Annotated in this window: 19 protein-coding genes and 1 pseudogene; 9 read left to right on the top strand and 11 right to left on the bottom strand. The window is 68.9% G+C overall.

Annotated features, from left to right (window positions below; genetic code table 11):
• The first annotated feature begins 151 nt into the window (after nt 1-151).
• A complete protein-coding gene (locus tag NC4_RS27645; protein WP_067544002.1) occupies nt 152-670 on the top strand; it encodes a DUF8020 domain-containing protein in 519 nt (172 codons plus the stop codon).
• A gap of 121 nt (nt 671-791) precedes the next feature.
• The gene (locus NC4_RS27640) at nt 792-1,772 is read left to right on the top strand and encodes an SDR family NAD(P)-dependent oxidoreductase (protein ID WP_067544000.1); all 981 of its coding nucleotides are present in this window, start codon (nt 792-794) and stop codon (nt 1,770-1,772) included.
• A gap of 73 nt (nt 1,773-1,845) precedes the next feature.
• Here the strand turns inward: NC4_RS27640 and NC4_RS39430 are convergent.
• The 5 genes and pseudogenes from NC4_RS39430 to imuA' form a co-directional block, all read right to left on the bottom strand.
• A pseudogene (locus NC4_RS39430) lies at nt 1,846-2,818 on the bottom strand (ferredoxin family protein).
• Nucleotides 2,815-3,375 (bottom strand): YdeI/OmpD-associated family protein, encoded by a 561-nt coding sequence (locus tag NC4_RS27630; protein ID WP_067543996.1) that lies wholly within the window; start codon nt 3,373-3,375, stop codon nt 2,815-2,817. The pseudogene NC4_RS39430 and the gene NC4_RS27630 overlap by 4 nt, the downstream one beginning before the upstream one ends.
• Before the next feature lie 23 nt (nt 3,376-3,398).
• Entirely contained in the window at nt 3,399-4,157 is a 759-nt protein-coding gene (locus tag NC4_RS27625; protein WP_245721961.1) for an alpha/beta fold hydrolase, read from the bottom strand.
• A gap of 117 nt (nt 4,158-4,274) precedes the next feature.
• Nucleotides 4,275-5,918, bottom strand: a complete 1,644-nt coding sequence (locus NC4_RS27620; RefSeq protein ID WP_067543992.1) for a DNA polymerase Y family protein — start codon at nt 5,916-5,918, stop codon at nt 4,275-4,277.
• Between the two features lie 348 nt (nt 5,919-6,266).
• A complete protein-coding gene (imuA', locus tag NC4_RS27615) occupies nt 6,267-7,004 on the bottom strand; it encodes a DnaE2-dependent mutagenesis accessory factor ImuA' (protein WP_067543990.1) in 738 nt (245 codons plus the stop codon).
• A gap of 158 nt (nt 7,005-7,162) precedes the next feature.
• On the opposite strand from imuA', the gene NC4_RS27610 reads away from it, so the two are divergent.
• On the top strand, nt 7,163-8,317 hold the full coding sequence (locus NC4_RS27610) for a serine/threonine-protein kinase (protein ID WP_067543988.1): 1,155 nt from the start codon (nt 7,163-7,165) through the stop codon (nt 8,315-8,317).
• Here the strand turns inward: NC4_RS27610 and NC4_RS27605 are convergent.
• The 4 genes from NC4_RS27605 to NC4_RS27590 form a co-directional block, all read right to left on the bottom strand.
• The gene (locus NC4_RS27605; RefSeq protein WP_067543986.1) at nt 8,314-8,607 is read right to left on the bottom strand and encodes an antibiotic biosynthesis monooxygenase; all 294 of its coding nucleotides are present in this window, start codon (nt 8,605-8,607) and stop codon (nt 8,314-8,316) included. The genes NC4_RS27610 and NC4_RS27605 overlap by 4 nt on opposite strands.
• Nucleotides 8,608-8,669: 62 nt before the next feature.
• Nucleotides 8,670-9,311: a response regulator gene (locus NC4_RS27600; RefSeq protein WP_174566897.1), complete on the bottom strand. Its 642-nt coding sequence runs from the start codon at nt 9,309-9,311 to the stop codon at nt 8,670-8,672.
• A 102-nt stretch (nt 9,312-9,413) separates the two neighbouring features.
• Entirely contained in the window at nt 9,414-10,724 is a 1,311-nt protein-coding gene (locus NC4_RS27595) for an ATP-binding protein (RefSeq protein ID WP_245721959.1), read from the bottom strand.
• 84 nt (nt 10,725-10,808) lie between these two features.
• Complete coding sequence (locus NC4_RS27590) at nt 10,809-11,417, bottom strand: TetR/AcrR family transcriptional regulator (RefSeq protein ID WP_067543981.1); 609 nt, start codon at nt 11,415-11,417, stop codon at nt 10,809-10,811.
• Between the two features lie 335 nt (nt 11,418-11,752).
• On the opposite strand from NC4_RS27590, the gene NC4_RS27585 reads away from it, so the two are divergent.
• The 5 genes from NC4_RS27585 to NC4_RS27555 all read left to right on the top strand — a co-directional run bounded on the left by NC4_RS27585 (nt 11,753) and on the right by NC4_RS27555 (nt 18,650).
• Nucleotides 11,753-12,400 (top strand): MspA family porin, encoded by a 648-nt coding sequence (locus NC4_RS27585; protein ID WP_067543979.1) that lies wholly within the window; start codon nt 11,753-11,755, stop codon nt 12,398-12,400.
• 134 nt (nt 12,401-12,534) lie between these two features.
• The gene (locus NC4_RS40595) at nt 12,535-15,057 is read left to right on the top strand and encodes an ATP-binding protein (RefSeq protein ID WP_157555259.1); all 2,523 of its coding nucleotides are present in this window, start codon (nt 12,535-12,537) and stop codon (nt 15,055-15,057) included.
• A gap of 94 nt (nt 15,058-15,151) precedes the next feature.
• A complete protein-coding gene (locus NC4_RS41175; RefSeq protein ID WP_169814882.1) occupies nt 15,152-16,639 on the top strand; it encodes a WD40 repeat domain-containing protein in 1,488 nt (495 codons plus the stop codon).
• An 81-nt stretch (nt 16,640-16,720) separates the two neighbouring features.
• Entirely contained in the window at nt 16,721-18,460 is a 1,740-nt protein-coding gene (locus NC4_RS27560; protein WP_157555258.1) for a PspC domain-containing protein, read from the top strand.
• Nucleotides 18,453-18,650 (top strand): hypothetical protein, encoded by a 198-nt coding sequence (locus NC4_RS27555; RefSeq protein ID WP_067543968.1) that lies wholly within the window; start codon nt 18,453-18,455, stop codon nt 18,648-18,650. Before NC4_RS27560 ends, NC4_RS27555 begins: the two co-directional genes overlap by 8 nt.
• Nucleotides 18,651-18,761: 111 nt before the next feature.
• Here NC4_RS27555 and guaA read toward each other — a convergent pair whose 3' ends face one another.
• Nucleotides 18,762-20,321: a glutamine-hydrolyzing GMP synthase gene (guaA, locus tag NC4_RS27550; protein ID WP_067543966.1), complete on the bottom strand. Its 1,560-nt coding sequence runs from the start codon at nt 20,319-20,321 to the stop codon at nt 18,762-18,764.
• Between the two features lie 289 nt (nt 20,322-20,610).
• On the opposite strand from guaA, the gene NC4_RS27545 reads away from it, so the two are divergent.
• The gene (locus NC4_RS27545) at nt 20,611-21,480 is read left to right on the top strand and encodes an alpha/beta fold hydrolase (protein WP_067544214.1); all 870 of its coding nucleotides are present in this window, start codon (nt 20,611-20,613) and stop codon (nt 21,478-21,480) included.
• Between the two features lie 64 nt (nt 21,481-21,544).
• On the opposite strand, the gene NC4_RS27540 is transcribed toward NC4_RS27545, so the two are convergent.
• Nucleotides 21,545-22,678 (bottom strand): GuaB3 family IMP dehydrogenase-related protein, encoded by a 1,134-nt coding sequence (locus NC4_RS27540; RefSeq protein WP_067543964.1) that lies wholly within the window; start codon nt 22,676-22,678, stop codon nt 21,545-21,547.
• Nucleotides 22,679-22,726 lie beyond the last annotated feature (48 nt).

The raw sequence follows: 22,726 nt of genomic DNA, 5'->3' as shown, positions 1-22,726 counted from the left end.
CCCGCTGATCTAGGTTGCAACTTGGAAAACACCGCACTGAGCTGCTTTTTTCACTGGACAGTAAATGTGGCGCAAGTGGAGGATGAGTACTACATCCGGTGCCGTTCGTCGGGGGAACGTCAAAGGAAACCCGAGCGGATGGAAAGAAATCATGTTTATCAGGAAGCTGCTGGCGACAGCTGTCATCGCCATCGCGGCCACCGGAATCTCCATGGCAACCGCACACGGCGAGGCCCAGCTCGCCGGACCGGTCGGATTCACGGCAGCTCTCGCCGCCGATCACTCCAGTGCCGTCATCACCTTGGACTCCGGCACATTCGTACTCGCCCCCGACGGCGTCCAGGTCATAGCCGCCAATGGCGCGGTGGTGGATGTCATTCCCACCACACTGCGCATGGAAACCGGCCAAACCTTCGCCGTCACACCGACACTCACCAGTGACACGTCGCTGACCCTCACCCCGGTCGGCGGCCCGGCGCCCGAAGCCACCAGCGCCCAGGACCTGCCCTTCGTCTACACCGTGCACTCCGACGGCGGCGCCATCGTCGCCGGCGCGGTGATCGGCTGCCTCATCGGCATCGTGATCGGGATCTGGTTCTTCCTGGTCGGAGCGATTGTCGGTTGCGCGGTCGGCGCGGCCATCGGCGCCTTCATCGGCGCGGTCGCCTGAACCCCGTCCCCGGATTCGGGCCGGACTTCCCCACCGGCCCGAATCGTGCTGCTCACAATCGGTGGCGCGAGAACTTACTATAAAGTAAGTTCGAAGCACTTCGATCTGCAAGGGAGCAGCGATGTCCGATACCTCCGCCGGTGACGGCTACCGCGCCCGTCGGCGCGCCCGCCGCGATCTGACCGGCAAGCACGTGGTCATTACCGGCGCCTCCTCCGGGATCGGGCGTTCGGCGGCCATTGCCGCGGCCGAGAAGGGCGCGGTGGTGCTGCTGCTGGCGCGGCGCGGGGACGAACTGGCCGCCGTGGTCGACGAGATCAAGGATCGGGGCGGGAACGCGCACGGCTATCAGTGCGACGTCACCGACGCCGATTCCGTCGAGCAGGCCGTCACCCTCCTCCTCGCCGAGCACGGCCATGTCAACATGCTGGTCAACAATGCCGGTCGCTCCATTCGCCGCGCCGTGCACCGCTCCACCGACCGCATGCACGACTTCGAACGCACCATGGCGGTCAACTACTTCGGCGCGGTCCGCATGACCCTCGCCCTGCTCCCCCAGATGCGCGAACGCAAATCCGGCCACATCGTGAACATTTCGAGCGCCGGTGTGCAGGTGGCGACGCCGCGGTTCGCGGCGTATCTGGCCAGCAAGGCGGCGCTGGACAAGTTCGCCGAGGTGACGGCGGCCGAAATGCGCGCCGACAACATCACTTTCACCACCATCCACATGCCCCTGGTGAGCACCCCCATGATCACCCCCAGCGGCGACCAGGGCGCCCCCGCCCAATCCCCCGAATGGGCCGCCGCCCTCATCGTCCGCGCCCTCAGCGAACGCCCCCGCCGCATCGACATCCCCCTCGGCACCCTCGCCGAATACGGCAACCTCGTGGCCCCCGGTATCAAAGAACGTGTCCTGCACCGCTATTACCGCGCCATCCCGGACTCCCCCGCCGCCAAGGGCGAAACAGTCACCGCACCGGAAACCACCGACGTCGAGATAGTCACCCCCCAGCGCCGCCGACGCCCTGTCCCACCCGCCATCCGCGTCACCGGCACCGCCCTCCGCCGCGCCGCCCGCCTGGTCCCCGGCACACACTGGTGAGCTGATCCGGCCCGAAAGCCAACCGGCCCCGCATCTTCAGGTGCGGGGCCGGTTCTACTTCGCGGGGTGCGCGTCAGGCGAACGGGCTGATGGTGTCGGCGACGAGGGCGGTGGCGGGTTTGGGGGCGACGCCGCAGCTGGCTTGGCGGGGGGGCGTGGGTGACGGTGCGGGTGGTGACGAGCCAGCGGCGGCCGTCGCGGTGGGTCACTACGGCCGCACCGGCGAAAGTCGTTGATTCGGAGTGGGTTTCGGGGTCGGCTGGGTGGACGGTCAGGGCGTCGATCGGGGTGGCGGGATCGTCGAGGTGTTGGCGGACGGCGATTTCCGCGACTTGTTCGACGGGGGTGTAGTAGCTGCGGCCGCGGAAGCCGGTGAGGGGGACTTCACCGCGGTGGGCCGATTCGACAATGGCGGTGGCGGAATCAGGGTTCAGGCGGCCGTAGGTCAGGCCGGTGGGGAGCAGGACCACGGCGGGGGCGAAGCGGTGGCCGCCGGTGTGGGAGCACTCCCAGACCTGGCCGGGGTAGAAGTGGGCGAGGTGGGCGGCGATGGGGCGGCCGAGGAGGGCGCAGCATTGGTCGCGTTTGCCGTGGGCGCAGACCAGGACCAGGGGATCGGTTACGGGAGAGCCGATTCCGGGGGCGGGGCCGTCGAGGAGGGTCAGGTCCAGGTCCAGGAGTTGTTTCGGGTCGGTGATCTCGAAGCGTTCGCACCAGGAGGCGCCGGGTCGGGTGTTCGCTATGAGAACCGTTCGGACGCCGGTGAATTCGTGGCGGCCGGGGCGGCGGATGAGGGTGGGGCGGGCATGCGACGCCGTGGTGCGGGCGGCCAGCTCGGCGGTGATCTCCGGGCCGAGGACCTCATCGGCGATGACGTCGCGGCCCCACGCGCCGGGTTGTTCGATACACAGCCAGCTGGTGACGTGGGTGGCGCTGCCGATCAGCGGAATCTCCCGGGCGGCAGCCGAACACAATAGACCGTCGAAATCGTGCCCACCCGCCGCCCGGCCACCACCCCCCACGGAATCGCTGCGCGATGCTGTCATAACGGTTGACCGTCGATCAGCTTGCGAATCAATTGATCCAGGCGGCGGGCACGGGTTTCCGGGCGCACGGCACTGCCCAGATGGTAGCCGACCACGACACGCGATTGCGCGGGCAGAGTTTCGAAGAAGGCGGCGGCCTCCGGATTGGCGGCCAGCGCATCGAGGAAGTCCTGCGGCAGATCCCGGCCGTAGGCGCTGTCCCAGCGGCCGTCCGCCTTGGCGCGATCGATCTCGGCCCGACCGGCGGCGTGCATGAGACCCTGCGCGATCAACTCCTCGACAATGCCGACATTGCGCTGCGACCACGGGCTGCGCCGCCGCCGCGGGGTGAATCCCTGCAGATAGAACTCGTCGTCCACCCGTCGCGACTGCCCGTCGATCCAGCCGAAGCACAGCGCCTGCCGCAGCGCGCCGTCGTAATCGAGCGAGACGTGCCCCGAACCCTTCTTGGCGAATTTCACCCAGATACCGTCCACCGCGGCGTGATTGGCCGCCAACCACTCCCGAAACGACTGCTCGTCGGCGAAGAACAGCGTAGGACGCTCGAGTCCGGACACGGCTTCACTCTAGATTCCGGTGCTCAGTGCCCGAGAAAGGGGAGGACGGCGGCCTCGAATTCGCGATGCCGGTCGCGGTGGATGCTGTGGCCGCAGGTGAACGCGCGCACGGTGCAGTCGGGCACCGAGGCCGACACCTGCGCCAGCTTCTCGGGATCGACCATGCCGCCCGGCCCGCCGCGCAGGAACAGCGTCGGCGCGGTGATCTCGGACAAGCCTTCCCACCATTCCGGATACGGTTTGCGGAACTGTTCGAGCGCCGTGCCCGTCATGGACCGGTCGAAGGCCAGCACCGCACGCGGATGCCGCAGCAGGCTCGTGGTGGCGTGCCAGAGTTCCGGCGCCGACGGCAACCGCCGCGTCAGCTTCACCTGCTCGTCACCGGAACGCAGCGGCAGCGGCTGCTCCTCGATGACCAACCGGCGCACCAGCCCGGGCCGCTGCATGGCCACCCAGGACACCGCGTACCCGCCGAGCGAATGCCCGACCAGATAGACGGACTCCAGCCCGAGCCGGTCGCACAGGTTCAGCACGTCCGAGCCGAACTCCGGAAAGAGATACGAATCGGTGTGCGCGCTGCGGCCGTGCCCGCGCAGATCCGGAATGATCACCCGCCGCCCGCGCCGCACCAGCCGCGCCGCGAAACCGTCCCAGGTGTGACCGTCACCGCCCATGCCGTGCACGAGCACGACGGGGATGTCACTCGACGGATGACCGGCGGCCGCCCCGGTGTCCCGATAGGCGATCCGCACATCGTCGAACGAGTCCCGGGTAAGCGTCACGATCAACCAGGGTACGGATCGCGCGGATGCGCCGCCGCAAGTTGTGCCCATCACCATAACCGCTGTGACCAGGGAGAGTCCTGGTGCGGATGAGCCCGGGCGCACGCCGCGCGGACCTCACTCGTACAGGCCCTCCACCCGCCAGGTGTGGTCGTGGCCGAGCAGCAGCAGCAGCGCCCGGTAGGCCTTGCCGTTCGGGTCGCGGCCGTTCGGGTCGCGGTGCACGGCGTCGATCAGGACGCGATCGCGGGCGACGGTGTCGATCAGGACCTGCGCGCGGGCGGCGAAACCGGGCTGGGGCTGGTGGGTCCACCAGCGGTCGTCCAGCGGCCACGGGCCCGCCCAGCCGAGCACCGGCCAGGAGCTGCGCCCCCAGTGCAGGCGCGCCGGATCGGCGGTGAACAGGCCGCGGTCGGTGACCCACACCGGAGAACCGTCCGCGGCATCCAGGCGCACCTCGGGCCGGTTCCGCAGCACCACGGCGGGTGCGGGTTCCGGGAGGCGGCCCGGCCACGGCTGGGCCGGATCGGCCGCGGGCACGGGTTCATCGCCCAATGGGACCAGGGTGATCCGCTCGGCGGGTCCGCGCCCGCCGCTGAGCACGCCCATGCGCACCGCATCCCCGCCGAGCAGGCCCTGTACCCGGGCCAGGGCGCGGCGCGCCCGCTCCTCGTCCTCGCCGACGCCGCCCCAGAGCCCCAGTTGCAGCGCCCCGGCCGACACCACTTCGACCGGATCGAGCCGTAGCAGCGTGATCGGCGCGGTCGGGCCGCCCTGCCGCAGTGCGCGGCGGGTGAGCCAGCCGTCCAGCTGCCAGCGAATCCGGTCCGCCGTGGTGTCCGGGGTCAGCGGTTCGGCGCACCGCCAGATGCGGGAGAGCTGCTCGCCCGCTTCGGTTTCCGCATGAATCGCCAGCCGGGTGCAGGCCACCGCGGCCGCGGACAGTCTGGTGTGCAGTTCGGCGGCGAGCATGCGCCCGGCGAAGGCCGCCGTATCGACGCGCTCGATCGGCGGATCGCAGCGTTGCTCCACCACCAGATCCGCGGCGGGCGGGCGCGAGGCGGGCGGCCGCTCCGGTTCCGCGCGGGCGCAGCGATGCGCCGTGATGGCATCCTTCCCGAAGCGGGAGGACACCTCCGCGGGAGTGAGCGCGGCGAAGTCACCGATCCTGCGTAATCCCAAGCGGTGCAACAGATCAACCAGCTCGCCGCGTTCCGGCGCGGCCAGTGTCGGCTCCACCGACAGCTCGGAAACCGGCAGCGGTGCAAGGAATTCCGCGCCCCTGCCCGGCGGCACAATGGCGTCGTGCCGAGCGGCGAGCACCGCCGTGGACAATTCGTCGGCAATGCCGATCTGGCATTCCACCCCGGCCGCCGCCACCGCGTCCACCAGCCGCTCGGCCGCCGCCTCCTCCGATCCGAAGAACCGCGCCGCGCCGCGCGCCCCCAGTACCAGCAGCCCCGGTCGCAGCACCTCCACCCCCGACACCGTCGCATCGACCGCCGCCACCACCGGTTCGAACAACCGCCCGTCCCGATCCGAATCCTCCTGCGCCACCAGCAGATCCGGACAGCACGCCTGTGCCTCCCGCTTCCGCGCCCCGCGCCGGATCCCCTCGGCCCGCGCCGTCGCCGAACACGCCACCACCCGCCCGTTCGCGAATACCGCCACCGCCCGCGTCGCCGGCGATCCGGCCTCCGCGGCCGCCGCCACCGCGGGCCAATCCAGGCACCACACCGCCAGCACCCGCCGCGCGCTCACCCGAGCCTCATCGAAGCGGCGCTCCCGCAACCGTCACACCGAAGACCCGCTGCCGATCCGCAGACCAGGCAACCGATCCCGCGTCTACAACACACAGCGCCGAGACCGCTACGGCGCAACACGGCGTCCACCCGCGCCGACGAACGGCCGCAACACTCCGGTGGCGGCGCGTCCCGGACCGCTTCGAGCACCACCGGCGCGAATCGCAGAGCCGGTGTGCACGCCACGGCTCGCCGACAAGACGCAGGCCGTAGCGCCGCCCAGGAGCAACCGGCCATCGCGGCCGATCGGCAACGGGGTCGTGGCGGCACCGCCGCGACGAGCTGGCGGGCAGAACCCGCCCGGCGATCAGGACACCGCATGGCGGGCGGGCCGCATCGGCTCGGTGGTGGGGAGATTCGTCTCGACCCATTCGAGTCGGCCATTGTCCGGGCACAGGGCCAGGTGGCCGCTGCGGGGCTGGGCGGAGCGGCTATGGACTTTCACGTCGAGACTGACGGTGCGCAGGCGGCCGCAGCCGCGGCCGAGGCCGGTGTAACCGGCGATGCGGGTGTCGATGCGCAGGGCCGGGCCGGACCAGGTGCCGCCGGTCACCAGCAGAGTGGAGTTCTTGCTGCGGGCCTTGGCGGTGAGCACGCGGGTGCGGGTGCGGGGGATGGAGGCGCCGTTCAGGTCGAGGACGACCAGGTCGAGGCCGTCCAGCAACACCGAGGCGATTTCCAGGGCCTCGGGTCCGGGGCTGGTGACGACGGCCAGCCGGTCCAGGCGAGCACCCATTTCCGCTGCTGCCAGCAAGCCCAGGCGCGGTAGCCCGACGACGGCGGCGTGCGCGCCGGAGGCCGTGACGGCAGCCAGCAAACCGGACAGTAGGGAACTGGCGCCGGTGTAGGCGACCACCGACCCCTTCGCCAAACCGCCGTCCGGTAGCAGGCTTTCGAGTGCGGCCGGTACAGGCAGCGACTCGCGCCGCGACCGCACCGCCGTCGGCACCTGCTCGGACCGCTCCGCCCCGCGCGGCGGAATGGCGGCCATGCGCCGCCGCAACTCGTCCAGTTGCCGCCGTTTCGCTTCCTCAGCCGCACCCATCTATCGACCACCTCTCTCAACCGACGGGAACCCCAGCACCAATTCAGCTACTTACCGTAATCGAATATATGTTCGATTCACGCATAGTAGAACTCGAGCCTGGACGCGCGTCAAGGGGCAGTGGTGCAAACCTCGGGCAGCGAACCAGGCCAGTCAGGATGGTTTTCCGCTACCCTGCACCCGTGACCGAACTCGCCCGCCCCATCGTCGGCCCCGATTATTTGGTCGTCGGCCGTTATCGCCTCCAGTCGAAGATCGGTGGCGGCGGCATGGGCGCGGTGTGGCTGGCACACGACCGCATGCTCAAGCGCGATGTGGCCATCAAGCAGGTGCTTTCCATTGCCGGGCTGACCGAGCAGGAGGCCGATCAGGTCCGCCGCCAGGTCATGCGCGAAGACCGGGTCGCGGCCAAACTCTCACACGAGCACGCCATCGCCGTATACGACGTGGTGCTCGAGGCCGGGGAACCCTGGCTGGTCATGGAGTACCTGCCCTCGCGCAGCGTCGCCAAGGCGCTGTCGCTGGTGGACATGCTCTCGCCCATCGAGGTCGCGCAGATCGGCGCGCAGGTCGCCGACGCCCTGGCCACCGCGCACGCCGCGGGCATCGTGCACCGGGATATCAAGCCCGGCAATATTCTCGTCGCCGACCGCGGCGACGAGGTCGGCATGGTGAAGCTCAGCGACTTCGGCATTTCCAGCGCCACCGGTGAACCCTCCGACGAGATCGGCGACATCATCACCGGCACCCCCGCCTATCTCCCGCCGGAGGTGGCGCGCGGCGCCCAGCCGACCACCGCCAGCGACGTATTCTCGCTCGGCGCAACGCTGTACACCGCCATCGAGGGTCAACCGCCCTACGGTTTCGACGAAGACAGCAATGTGATCGTGGAACGCGCCGCCATGGCCCAGATCATTCCCCCGGAGCGCACCGGCGCCCTCACCTCAGCCCTGCTGCACATGATGGAGCCCGCACCCCAGCGCCGCCCCACCATGACCGAGGCGCGCAATGAAATCCTCACCGCCGCATTCGGTCCCGGCACCGCCCCCTACATCCTGGGCGCACCCGTCCGCACCGAGGACGGCACCATCCCCGCCTGGGCGGCCCGCAATTCCGCCGCCGGGCTGCGCAGTCCGAATTCCAGCCCGCTCCCCCGCCCCCAGCGCCAGCCCGCCGCGGCACCCGTTGCCCCGCAACCGAAGTCGAAGGGCTTCGACCTGTCGGGTCTCGGCCCCAACGCCGGTCCCCTGGCGGTGGCGATCGGCCTGCTCATCGGCCTGCTGATCATTATCGTGATCCTGGTGGCGCTCTAACTCGTTGCCAGCGTCCCCAGTTCATCGCTGACCAGATCGCCGAGCGTGGCGAAGAAGGCGGCGATACCGGGGAGGTTCGGCCCCTTGGCGCGGGAGGCGGCGAAGTCCTCCGCCGTGCGCCACTCCACGATGTCGAGCCACTCGTCATCGGCGAGCCGCACCAGGCGGGCCTCGACGAAACCCGCTCGGTCGGCGCGGAAGTCGGCGACCATGGCGGGGCGAGCCGCCAGCATGGCCTCGGTATCGGCCGGGGACACCTTGAAGCGGGTCAATTCCACGGTGTTCGACATTGCAAGCCTCCTGGATCGAGTGAAACCGCCTGTGGAACCCGCGAATCGGCGCGAGTATTCCGTCAGTCGATGCGGCGGCGATGCGCCCAGCGAGTGAGGGCGTTCCGGTTGGACTGCTGGGTCTTGCGCAGCACGTTGGAGGCGTGGGTTTCCACGGTTTTCACCGAGATGAACAGGGATTCGGCGATCTCGCGGTAGGTGTAGCCGCGTGCGAGGAGGCGCAACACCTCGAGCTCGCGCGGCGTGAGGGAGTCGAGCTCCGGATCGAGCGGCGGCTCCGGCACCGGAGACTTGCCCGTGAAGGAGTCAAGCACGAACCCGGCCAAGCGCGGGCTGAACACCGCATCGCCACCGGACACCCGCCGTATGCCGTCGGCCAGCTCCGGCCCGGAAATGGTCTTGGTGACACACCCCCGCGCCCCCGCCCGGATCACCGCGATCACATCCTCGGCGGCATCGGACACACTGAGCGCCAAGCACACCGGCCCGGACTCGATACCCTGCAAAACCGCCACCCCGCCACCATCGGGCATATGCACATCCAACAACACCACATCCGGCGCCGTCGCCTTGATCCCGGCAATGGCCTCGGCCACCCCGCCCGCCTCGCCGACCACTTCCATATCGGATTCCCGGCTCAACTCGGCCCGCACCCCGGACCGGAACACGGCATGGTCGTCGACCAGAAACACCCGGACACTCACTTGAGACTCCTCGATTGACGGACCGAATCCACCTTCATCGGTACCACATCCAACGCCCTGTTCCCCGGACTCGCACGCGCGGCGGCGCATTCACGGCCGGGCTCAGCTCGGCAACGACGATTCCTCGGCCAGCGGGGCCGCCGGTTCGTCCTGCTGCACCACGATCCGGTCGTCGGCGCCGTCCTTGCGCGGCATGGTGATTCGGACCTCGGTGCCGCGGCCGGGGGCGGATTGGATTTCCACGTGGCCGCCGCGGCGTTCGATGCGGGCGCGGATGGATCTGGCCAGGCCCTGGCGGTCGTCGTCGACGGCGTTCGGGTCGAAGCCCTTGCCGCGGTCGCGGACGAAAATGCTCACCAGGTGCGGTTCGGCCTCGGCGAACAGGTCGATGGACGGCACCCCGGCGTGCTTGGCCGCATTGACCAGGGCTTCGCGGCTCGCGCCCAGTAGGGCGGTGAAATGTTCCTTGGGCAGGCCGGTTCCGCTGTCGTCGATATCCATGGACACATCGCCCACGGTCACCGGCGTCACCTTCACCCCGTGCTGATCCTCCACCTCACCGGCAATGGTGCGCAGCGCCGCCGCCAGGCTGGATTGCGCCGGGCCGGTGTCGTCGAACAGCCATTTGCGTAGCTCGCGTTCCTGACTGCGCGCCAGCCGCACCACTTCCTGCGGATCCTCGGCCTGGCGCTGGATCAACGCGAGGGTCTGCAGCACCGAATCGTGCAGATGCGAGGCGATCTCCTCGCGCTCCTCGTTCCGGATCCGTGCCGCCCGCTCATCGTTCAGCGCCCGCACCATGCGCAACCACAGCGGCACGGTGAGCAGCCCGGCCCCGATCAAGGTGACCGCCACGGCCAGCAGCGCCGACCCCAGCGAACTCAGATCGATGCGCGCCAGCACCACCACACCCAGCCCGACCACGATGAGCGTCGCCCCGCCGACGATCCGCGCCCAGGTGACCACCGACGGCCGCGCCGGCAGTCCGAACACCGACCGCGGCCCCTCCGCGTCGAATTCGCGCCACACCAGCGCCGCACCGATGGCCACCACGATGATCGGCCCCACCACATGCGCGGCCGATCCGTTGAACAACCACGCCGTGGCCACCGCCAGCGACAACCCGAGCAGCGCCAGCCCGAAGGCCTGCCGCCGCTCGGCCGCCGACGGCGCGGCCTTGTCCTCACCGCTCGGCGTGAAGATCCACAACAGGCCGTAGGCGACGATCCCGGCCCCCGCCAGCGCGGACAGCAGCACGAACGCCATCCGCACCTTGAACGCGTCGATGCCGAAATGGTCGGCCACCCCACCGGCCACCCCGCCCACGACCCGCCCCCCGGACCGCCGTGCCAACCGCGGCGGCGGCACGGCCACCCCGCGGGCAGGGTCCATGAAGGGCGCAGACGGATACATGCCTTCGATACTGGCACGCCACCCCGACCGGCGGCATCAGGTACAACCCCGATTCCGTCCCTGATGCGGACGGGGAACACATCGCTACTCGACGGCCCGCCGGAACTGTCCGAGCATTCGCGTCATCACCGGAATCCGGCGTTCGCTGATCTCCGGATGATGCTCGCGCAGCGGATGCTGGAAGACCTCGCTGTCGAAGACGTCGGCGACGAGGAAGGTGAGCGCCACCAGGTCCTCGTCGGTGAGATCCAGTTCGCGCCCGGACACTTCGCGCAGCAGCCCGATCATGAGCGGGACCGTGTCGAGCATGGCCTGCTGCATCGCGCTGCGCAGGAACAGATCCGTGCGCGCGGCCATGGTGAGTTCCAGAATGGCGTGATACGCCGGAGTCCCGGACACTTCGCGCAGCACCCGGAATCCATTGCCGATATCGGTGCTTCCGCCCGCGGCCGTCAGTTCGAGGAAACGTGTGGCCACGGCCTCCATCTGCCGCCGCACCGCCTCCCGCGCGGTGGCGGCCATGAAGTCGCTCATGGTCGGAAAGTGCCGGAACAGCGCCCCGTACGACAGCCCCGCCCGCGTGGCGATGGTTTTCACCGAGGCACGCGAGTACCCGATCTCGTCGATGGTCGCGATACTCGCGTCGAGCAGCTTGGCAATGGTCGCCTCACGTCGTTCCCGCTGGGTCGGCACACCGAAACTGTACTGACTGGACAGCCGCCCAGGGCATTACGCGGGCGCGCTTGTCCGGTCCGGACAAAAACCTGACCTGACCTGCACGGCAGTCGCACCGTGCGGATATCGGCCGAATCCGGTCACGCATCCGGCCTGTCCGGACCGGACGGCAGGCCCGGCCCACCCCGAATCCGGCCCGACCGGACCGGAAATCCGGCGGCACCCCCTCCCATCAGCGGATTCGCCGTGCTCCGGCCGCTTGCACACTCGGCCGGACCCCGGCGCCGTCCCTACCTTTCTCATCGAGGCCGCTACCGCAGCGGTTCGCATAGAGGTTCGGGGAGGAACCACCCATGATCAGCAAGACCGCTCTCGCCGCCGCCGTCACCGCGGCGGGACTGATAGCAGGCGCACCGTTCGCCGCCACCGCCGACGCCTGGGCGCTGGCACCGCACGAGAAGACCCTGGACGCGCCCAACGGCATGGTCGTCACCGTCGGCCACACGAACAATGCGGCCCGCCCGGTCGCACCGTTGAACGGAATGCCGACCAGCCGAGAGGTGTACCTGGACAACACGTCCTACGGAACGGTCACCGGCGGCACCGGCACCATCCGCACCGGCTACTTCGTGGCCTGCGCCGTCGATCTGGACGTCACCTTCAGCATCGACGCCGATATCGGCATCGATATCGGCGCCAATATCGGTGTCGGCGTGGATATCACCGGCGTGACCCCGATGGCGAGCGCCGATATCAGCCCGCGTTTCGGTGCGGGCATCGGCTTCGACCTGGCGATCACGCCCGGCAAGATCACCGATATCGCGCTGGCGGAGAAGGAGCTGCCGCCGGGCGGCAGCGGCTACATCGTCAATCGGGACTACCGCCTCACCGTCGAAGGCTGCGGCGGTCCGCTGACGGTGCAGGCGTACACGATCATCGAGGCCACCTCGCCCGAGACGGATGCGGCGGATTGGGTCATCGGCGACCCGGTGGTGCTGTGATCTGCTCTCGCAGAGGCGGTCTCGATGCCGGTCGGCGGCTGGGCGAATTGTTCGGCCGCCGCCCCGGCAATCCGCGGACCGGGCCGATAGGTTATCCCCATGCCGGAGGGGAACAATCGAATACAGGGCCGATCGTGACGGGGGACATCACCACGGGGGAGCAAACCCGTTCACCGCGCGCACTTTTCACCATCCGCTTCACCGAACTCTATGAAGCAGCGGGCAACCCGACCCTGCGTCGCGTGGCCGCGGCCGCCGAAACCCGTATGCGCGCCGCCCAGGGCACCCGCCCGGGCGGCGCGTCCGCCCAGCGCATCAGCGACTGGAAAGCGGGCCGAAATGTCCCTGCCCGCTTCGAATCCCTACTACCGGTCGTCCTCACCCTGGCGGACCTGGCCCGCAAATCCGGCCGCCCACTCACCCGAGAACTCGCCGAACCCCGCGAATGGCAACGCCTCTGGCAAGCCGCCACCACCTGGAATCCCGAGGACGAAGCCGACGCCGCCTGCCCCTACCCGGGCCTGAACTCCTACCGCCCGCACAACCGGTCCCTCTTCTTCGGCCGCACCCGCGCCACCACCGAACTCACCGCCCTGGTCCACGACGCCACCGGCATAGTCGCCGTGGTCGGAGCCTCCGGAGCCGGAAAGTCCTCCCTACTGGCAGCAGGCCTCACCCCGGCCTTCGACGATCGCGAGATCATCACCCTCACCCCCGGCCGCCACCCCCTCCGCGCGCTCCTGAACGCGACCCGTCCCACGCCCAGCACCGAACAAGAATCCGGCTCGACGGACCAGGACACGCCCGCAAGCTCTTCCAACCCTGGCACCGTGCCCGACTCCGGCGCCGTGCCGGGCCGACCGGCGGCGTCCGAGCCGACACCGGCGGATACGCTCAGCGCGCTGGCCCCGCGCCGGGATCTACCCCGCCGCCTGCTGATCATCGATCAGTTCGAGGAGCTCTTCACCGCCTGCGCCGACGAGCGCGCCCGCGAGGACTTCCTCACCGCCCTGGACCGCTGCGCCACCCGCACCGACGATCCGATCACCGTCGTCATCGCCCTGCGCGCCGACTTCTACGCCCACTGCCTGAACTACCTGATCCTCCAGGAGGCGCTCGAACACCGCGCCTACCTGCTCGGCCCCATGCGCACGGACGAACTGGCGCAAGCGATCTCGTGCCCGGCCCGCGCGGTCGGCCTGGACCTGGAATCCGGCCTCGAAGAGCTGGTGATCACCGAATTGTGCGGTGCGGGCGGCCATCCCGGCCGCCGCACCTACGACCCGGGCGCCCTCCCCCTGCTCTCCCACGTCATGGCCGCCACCTGGCAGCACCGGGAAGGGCGCCGCCTCACCATCACCGGCTACCGCAAGGCGGGCGGCGTGGTCGGCTCGGTCGCCGAAACCGCCGAGCACGCCTGGACCGAACTGTCTTCCACTCAGCAGGCCGCCGCCAAGGAAATCCTGCTCGGGCTCGTCACCGTCGGCCAGGACTCCCACGACACCCGCCGCATCGCCCAACGCCCGGACCTTCTGCGCCGCAACGCCGCCCCCGAAGACGCCACCGCCGCACTGGAACTACTGGCCCGCACCCGCCTCATCACCCTCGACGCCGACGCCGTCACCCTCACCCACGAAATAGTCCTCACCGCCTGGCCTCGCCTGCGCACCTGGATAGACGAGGACCGCGTCGGCTACCTGGTTCGCCAGCGCCTGGAAACCGACGCCGCGGAATGGGCTGCCCAGGACCGCGATTCGTCGCTCCTGTACCGCGGTACTCGACTGCGCACCGCCCTCGACAACGCGAATCCGCCCCCCGGTCGGCCCTGTTGCCGCCGACTTCCTCACCGCCGCGACCACGGCTCGCACCCGAACGCGCCGCCGCTCGGCCCAGGCAAGGGCGGTACTGGCCCTGCTGGGTGCGGCGCTATTGGCCCTCAGCTTCGCGGCCTATACCCAAACGGAACTGGCCCAGCAGCGACGCGACGACCGGAACTTCACCGCGCTGCTCGCCACCGCCGATCAGCTGCGCCCGACCGACCCGTCGCTGGCCGCACAGCTGTACCTGGTCGCGCGGGGACTACATCCGCGGGACGAGGGCGTGAATTCCCGGCTCTTGCGGACGCAGGGGCTCCCGCTGATGCGAGCCAATCCCGTTCATGCCGTGGATATTTCGCATATGACCTACCCGGCCGACGGCATCCTCGCGACAATCGACAAGGGCAGCGAGCTGGGTCTGTGGGACGTCCAGGACCCATACCGACCGCGGCAACTGGGCCGATTCATCCCCGATACCGATTACGTCTCCTTCAGCCGCGACCGCACCCTGATGGCCACCGGAGAGATAGCCTCCCAGTCGGAGCGGATGAGCACGCAGATCTGGGATGTGCGCGACCTTGCCGCCCCTCGCAAACTGGGAACCGTTTCCACGGAGAACTCCTGGCGGCTGGTGCGGGCGGCGTTCGTCGGCAATGGCCGGACTCTCGCCGTGATGGACGGAACACATGTGACCCTGTGGGATCTCAGCGATCCGGCAGCACCAGCGGCCGGGGCGAGGTACCAGCTCTATCGGAACGAACCCCTCGGTATCCCCCTCCCGCTTCTCGCGGCCAGTCCCGATGGGCGGCTGTTGGCTGTCCTCCGCACCTACGGCGATAGCGGCGAACTAATCCTGGGTAATGCCGTCGAACTATTCGAAATAGCGGCGGACACCACCCTTGTACCCCTGACCCGGATCGCCGGAATCAACGGCGTGGTGACCGATCTGGCTTTCAGCCCCGACGGCAGAACACTCGCCGCCACCCTGTCGGACGCGACAAGGAAAATCAATAACGACAGAGCGGTCGTCAACCTCTGGGACGTCACCGCGCCCGCGGCTCCGCGCAAACTCGGCGCATCGCTCGACACCGGCTCGCTCGAAGCGAACTCGCTGACATTCAGCCCGAGCGGGCGGGTACTGGCGATTGCCGGTAGCGAAGGCATCTCTCTGTGGAACATCGCCGAGCCTGAGTTTCCGACACTTGTCACGAACGAGTTGTCGGTCAGCTCGTCGACGTGTCGCGACGGTAGATCCGAATATCCCTGCGCGGGCCTTTCCCACACCGCGGTATTCACCTCGGACGACCGCACGCTGCTGGCCGCCGGAGGCGGAGGTGAGATTCGAACCTGGTCACTGCCGCCGTCGATACTCAACGGACACGCCGGGGACGTGGCGGCGCCCCTGTTCGATGCCACGGGTGAGCGTCTGGTGACTCAATCCGCGGACGGGCGGATCACAGTATGGGACCTCCGCGATCCGCTGGCGCCTCGGCGTGGCGGTGAGTTTCAGCTGCCGCCATATCATTACGGCTCGGCGCTGTCACCGGACGGGCGCTACCTAATGTTCATTGCGACCCATCGCACCGAAGTCGTCGGCCGGATATTAGATTTATCCGATCCCGCGCGTATTCGCCAGTTCGCCGAATGGTCGCTTCCGGTCAGTCTAGGGGTGCGGGTCAGCCCGGACTGGCGATTGCTCGTCGGTCGCGCATTCGACGGCAGTCTTCGGCTCTGGGATTTTTCGGATCCGTCCCGTCCGGTACCGATCGATATCGAGGCGAAGCTCGGAACAACGATGGCGGAGCAGAGTTTCGGCTCCGACAGCCGGACGCTCTTCACACAGGAATGGAGCTACGACACTGGACGCGAACCAACACTCATCGTCAGCCGGTGGGAACTGACCATCCCGAACCGCCCGCGCAAGGTGGCCGAACTGCTGCGTGCACCGGGGATCGGCGTGCCGGGGCGGGCGGAATTCTCCCCCGATCACCGGACCATGGCCGTCATCGACGGTGAGATGGTGCAGAGCTGGGATATCAGCGATCCGGCCGAACCGATCGCGCTCGGCGATCCGATCGCGATGAACACGCGGCGGATCGTGACATTTCGGTTCGCCCCCGACAGTCGAACCGTGTTGACATCGGATCTGGACGGGGCCGTGCAGCGCTGGGATTTCTCGGACTCGGCCGCGCCGCGACCGATCAACGGCCCGTTGATCGAACCCGACGGGTCCTGGAGCCTGGCCTTCCATCCCAGCGGCCGGTTCGCGGCCGGAGCCAGTGTCGCGGGCGCAATTCGCTTGTGGGACTGGGATGAACAGCATGCCGCAGACCGCATCTGCGCCGTCACCGGGAACATGTGGACCGAAGAACTGTGGCGGCGCTACCTCCCGCAGTTCCCCTTCGATCCGCCCTGCAACTGATCTCGCGCCCGCCAACTTCAGGTGCCGATTCAGGGTGATCCCCGATGCGGCCGGGGAGTGTGCGCCGCCACGATGGAGGTCATGACGAGAACGAGCGACGGGTCCACGGGCACCGGGCGTGCCAGGTTCGCGGACCAGGTTCATGACATGTGGCGGACTCGGCCGGTGCGGTTGCCGCATCAGGGTCCGATCGCGGGGGTGGCCGCCGGGTTCGGGCGCCGGTACGACGTGGATCCGGTGCTGGTGCGGGTCGCGTTCGTGGTGTCGGCGCTGTTCGGCGGGGCCGGGATCGTGCTCTATCTGCTGGCGTGGCTGCTGTTGAGTCAGGAGGGGGATCGGACTTCAGCCGCGGAGTCCCTCTTCGGCAAGGGGCAGAGTTCGCAGCACTCGTCGAAGACCATCGTGCTCATGGTGGCGTTGGGGATCGCCGTGAGCACGATGGGACCGGTCGGGGTCGGGCTCGGTGGGTCCGGAGCCATCAGCATGCTGCTCATGCTGGCCGGATGGTGGCTGCTGCATCAGCGGCAGCCGCAGCCGCCCGCCGGATATCTCGGCTATGCGGGTGACCCGCTCGTCACGGGTTACCCGATCGCCAATTCGCCTTACTGGACCGGATATCCGGGCACCACCGCGCCGTTCGAAACCTACGGTCCGTACACCAAGCTGCCGGATCACTACGAGCCGGACCCGGAATCGCGGCGCACCGCCGAGGCTCCGACCGAAGTGCTTGCGCAGCAGAGCGTTCCGCCTGTGCCGCCGAGCGCGAACGAGACGGCGGCTGCCGACAGCGATGTACAGGAGACCGTCGTGCTGCAGAAACCCGATACTCCACCATCCATTGGCGATTCCGATACCGCGACGGCAGTGCTCCGCAAGGAGCCGGTCGCGCAGGATTCGGAATCCGGTGCGGGCGAGGATGTCCCGGCCGCCGCCACCTCACTCGTCAAGGCCGGGTCCGCCGCTCCGGCCGCCGCCACCGCATCCGAGCCGGACGACCCCGAATCGCCGGATGCCGAGACCGAGCAGCTCGCGGCCCCTCGGGATCTCACCCCGCTGAGCGATAAACCCCCTGTCTTGCACCGCATTCCACCCACCGGCGAACGCCCGTACGCCGCCTATGGCCCGGCCCCGATATCCCCGGAGTTCGGTCCGACCCCGCCGGGCTGGGATCCGCTGGGTGTCGCCCCGATGGCGTGGGACCTGCCCGAACCCGCCCCGGCCACCTCGCAGCATCCGGTACCGGCGCCCACGCGCCGCCCGCGCTCCCGCTTCACGCCGGTGATCATCGGCTTCGCCCTGCTGGCCGCCGCGGCGGCGGGTTCGGCGGCCGCCTCCGGCGTGGACTGGATGACGCCGGGCCGGATCGGCGCGGCCGCCCTGGCGGTGGTCGGGCTCGGCCTCATCATCGGCGCCTTCCTGCGCCGCGGTTACGGCCTCATGGTGATCCTGGCCCCGCTGGCCGGTTTCGTGATCCTGTCCTCCCTCATCGGCCCGATCGAATTCGATCGCGGCGCCATGGGCGATCAGTCCTGGCAGGCGGCCACCGGCGCGGAACTGCTACCCGCCTACCACATGACCATGGGCTCCGGCACGCTCGATCTGCGCAATCTGACACTGGACGCCGATCGCTCGGTGGAGTTGACCGTGCGCATGGGCGATGCCCGGGTGCTGCTGCCGGAGAACCTGCGCGTGAACACCACCTGCACTGTGCGCATGGGTGATTCGAACTGCGTGAACGGAATGTCCGGTCCCGCCACCGGCCCCGTCCTCAACCTGACCGTCAATGTCCAGATGGGATCCGCCGAGGTGAACCGTGGCTGACAAGAAGACTCGCCGACCGTCCTTCTCCCTGTTGCTCGCGGGCCTGCTCGGCCTGGCCGTGAACGTCTGGGCCTTCATCGGACCGTCCTGGCCGGTATCGGGCGGACTGTCCTTCGGCTGGATCGTGGTCGTCGCCTCCATCATTGTCGGAATCGTCCTGGTGCTGTCCCCGCGCAAACACAAGGAGTAGTGGCCGGGAGCGCGCGGACCGGCCGGAGATCACCGGGAATGATCTCCGGCCACAGAAGAGAAGGGCCCTCGATCCGATTCGGATCGAGGGCCCTTCGTCACGCTCGCGCGCTCACTCCCATTCGATGGTCCCCGGCGGCTTGCTCGTCACATCGAGCACCACGCGATTGACCTCGGCCACCTCATTGGTGATCCGCGTCGAGATGCGCTCCAGCACCTCGTAGGGCAGACGGGTCCAGTCCGCGGTCATGGCGTCCTCGGAGGACACCGGCCGCAACACGATGGGATGCCCGTAGGTGCGCCCGTCACCCTGCACGCCGACACTGCGCACATCGGCCAGCAGCACCACCGGGCACTGCCAGATCTGCTTGTCCAGACCCGCGGCGGTGAGCTCCTCGCGCGCGATGGCATCGGCCTGGCGCAGCGTATCGAGCCGATCGGCGGTCACCTCGCCGACAATGCGGATGGCCAGACCCGGACCCGGGAACGGCTGGCGCGCAACGATTTCCTCGGGCAGACCCAGTTCGCGGCCGACCGCGCGCACCTCGTCCTTGAACAGCAGGCGCAGCGGCTCGACGAGCGAGAACTCCAGATCGTCGGGCAGACCGCCGACATTGTGGTGGCTCTTGATATTCGTGGTACCCGCACCACCGCCGGACTCGACCACGTCCGGGTACAGCGTGCCCTGCACCAGGTATTCGACCTTGGTCTCACCCTGTTCACCCACGACCTCGGCGACCGCGTCCTCGAACGACCGGATGAACTCCCGGCCGATGATCTTGCGCTTCTCCTCCGGATCGGTGACGCCCTTCAGCTCACCCAGGAACTTGTCCACCGCGTCCACGGTCACCAGCTTGGCCCCGGTCGCGGCGACGAAGTCGCGCTGCACCTGCTCGCGCTCACCCGCGCGCAACAGCCCGTGATCGACGAACACACAGGTCAGCTTGTCGCCGATGGCCCGCTGCACCAGCGCGGCGGCCACGGCCGAGTCGACGCCGCCGGACAGACCGCAGATGGCGTGCCCGTCCCCGACCTGCTCGCGCACCTGCGCGATGAGCGCCTCGGCGATATTGGACGCCGTCCACACCGGCGGAATCCCGGCCATCTCGTGCAGGAACCGGCTCAGCACCTGCTGACCGTGCGGCGAGTGCAGCACCTCCGGGTGGTACTGCACACCGGCGAGCTTGCGGGCCCGATCCTCGAAGGCCGCGACCGGCGCACCGGCGGAGGTGCCGGTCACCTCGAAGCCAGCGGGTGCGTCGGTGACGGCGTCGCCGTGGCTCATCCACACCGGCTGCCGGGTGGGCAGGCCGCCGTGCAGGATGCCGCCGTCGATGCTCAGTTCGGTGCGCCCGTATTCACGGGTTCCGGTGTGCGCCACGGTGCCGCCGAGCGCCTGCGCCATGGCCTGGAAGCCATAGCAGATGCCGAAGACCGGCAGCTCCAGATCGAACAGCCGCGGATCCAGTTGCGGTGCGCCGTCGGCGTACACGCTGGACGGGCCGCCGGAGAGGATCACCGCGAGCGGATTCTTCTCCTTGATCTCCTCCACGGTGGCCGTATGCGGCACCACCTCGGAGTAGACGCTGGCCTCGCGCACCCGGCGCGCGATCAACTGCGCATACTGCGCCCCGAAGTCGACGACAATGACTGGTCGCTGGGTTTCTGCCACCCGCACAGTCTAGTGAGCGACGCGGAACACAATGACCTCGGGCGGGTGGCCTGCCCACCATGGGTTCTACGAAGGTGACAACTGATTTCGCAAGGGCCGGGTAACTCCCCGGGGACCCCCGAAATCGGTTCGGCACCCAACCGACGGCACGCGTGCGCGACAGCCAACGGCACCCCAGCCATGCGCTGAAGTCTCGGAGAGGCGGAACAGAGAGGCGGAACCGACACACTCTGTGCGGTGGGTGGCAAAGCCGCTCGGATTGTCACCGGTGCTGGCTATCCTCTATTTCGTGCCATTCGCCCGTGCGATCGATGCCGAAGTCCATTACGAGGACAGCGGGGGCGACGGTCCGGTAGTGCTGCTGGGGCACGAATTCCTCATGGACCGAACAATGTTCGCGTCGCAGCTGGCCGCACTGACCCCCGAGTTCCGGCTGCTGGCCTGGGATGCGCGCGGCCACGGCAGGACCCGGGACAAGGGGCTGCCCTTCACCTTCTGGACCTGTGCCCGGGACGCGCTGGCGGTACTGGATCAGCTGGGCGTGGAACGCGCCGTGGCGGGCGGGATTTCGCAGGGCGGGTTCATTGCCCTGCGCACCGCGCTGCTCGCCCCGGAACGCATTGCGGCCCTTGTCCTCATCAGCACCGAGGCGCGCGAGCCCACCCCCACCGAACTCTCCAATGCCCGCCGCTTCCTGGACAAGTGGTACGAGGAAGGCCCCCGTCCGGCCCTGGCCGAACACCTGGCGCACTGGCTCTTCGGCGCGGACGACTGGTATCGCGCCTTCTGGGTGAAGCGCTGGCTGGCCCGGGATCCGCGCGCCACCGAGGTCGCCGCCGTGGCCCTGCTGACCCGCGACTCCATCCTCGATCGACTACCCGAAATCACCTGCCCCGCTTTGGTGATCCACCCGACCCGCTCCGGCGTCCCCCGCTCCCACGCCCGCGAACTCGCCGACCGCCTGCCCGACTCGCGCTATCTGGAAATCGACGGCGCCCGCCAAACCGCCAATATGACCCACCCGGTCGCCGTCAATACCGCTATCCGCGAATTCCTGCGCGAGCCCGCGGTTTCCCGCGCCCTGAGCACATCGCCCAGATTCCGCACCGGCGAACTCCCGGTCCGGACAGGAGATCTCCCCCTCCGCCCCGAACGGTGAGCCCCCGGAGACGACTTCGCGCCCTCCTCCGATCCGGAGGAGGGCGCGAAGTGCGAGACGGCGCTCAGGCGCGGATGTTCAGTCCGACCTTCTGGAACTCCTTCAGATCGCAGTAGCCGGTCTTGGCCATCGAGCGGCGCAGTCCGCCAACCAGATTCAGCGAGCCGAACGGATCGTTGGAGGGGCCGTTGAGGACCTGCTCCAGCGGGACGCGCTCCTCGTCGATGCCGTAGGGCAGCACCGCGCCGCGCGGCACCGACGGATGGGCGGCGGCCGAGGGCCAGTACCAGCCCTGGCCGGGCGCTTCGGCGGCGAGGGTGAGCGGCACGCCCAGCATGACCGCGTCCGCGCCGCAGGCAATGGCCTTGGCGATATGGCCGGAGGTCAGGATGTCGCCGTCGGCTATGACGTGCACGTACCGGCCACCGGTCTCGTCCAGGTAGTCCCGGCGCGCGGCGGCGGCATCGGCAATGGCGGTCGCCATGGGCACGCCGATGCCGAGCACCTCACCGGTGGTGGTGGCGCCCTGCAGCGAGCCGTAGCCGACGATGACACCGGCCGCGCCGGTGCGCATGAGGTGCAGCGCGGTGCGGTGATCGGACACGCCGCCCGCCACCACCGGCACATCCAGCTCCGCGATGAAGGTCTTGAGGTTCAGCGGCTCGCCGTCGCCCACATGCTCGGCGGAGATGATGGTGCCGTGCACCACCAACAGGTCGATACCGGCCTGCACCAGGCTCGGGGCGAGCGCGCGGGCGTTCTGCGGGCTGACCCGCACCGCGGTGGTGACCCCGGCGGCGCGCACCTGCCCGACCGCGGCGGCCAGCAGATCGGCCTGCATGGGCGCGGCGTGCAGCTCCTGCAGCAGCGCGACCGCCGCCTCGGTGCCTTCCTTCTCCGCGACCTCGGTCAGCTGCTGGATCTTGGACTCGACATCGGCGTGCCGGGCCCACAGCCCCTCACCATTGATGACACCCAGGCCACCGGCCTTGCCCAGTTCGATGGCGAACTGCGGCGAGACCAGCGCATCGGTGGGATGAGCCAGGAACGGAATCTCGAAACGGTAGGCGTCCAGCTGCCAGCCCAGCGACACCTGCTTGGACGACCGCGTCCGCCGCGACGGCACGATATCGATATCGTCCAATTCGTAGGTGCGCCTGGCGGTCCGGCCCATGCCGATCTCGACCATGTCCCGCATTGATTCCGTTCCTTTCTGGGTTCGATTGCCGCGCAGGCCGGATCGCGC

It is taken from the genome of Nocardia crassostreae, assembly GCF_001613405.1.
In the GTDB taxonomy this organism is placed as follows: Bacteria; Actinomycetota; Actinomycetes; order Mycobacteriales; family Mycobacteriaceae; genus Nocardia; species Nocardia crassostreae.
The sequence above is the reverse complement of the archived record's forward strand: the minus strand, read 5'-3'. Positions and strand labels throughout refer to the sequence as shown.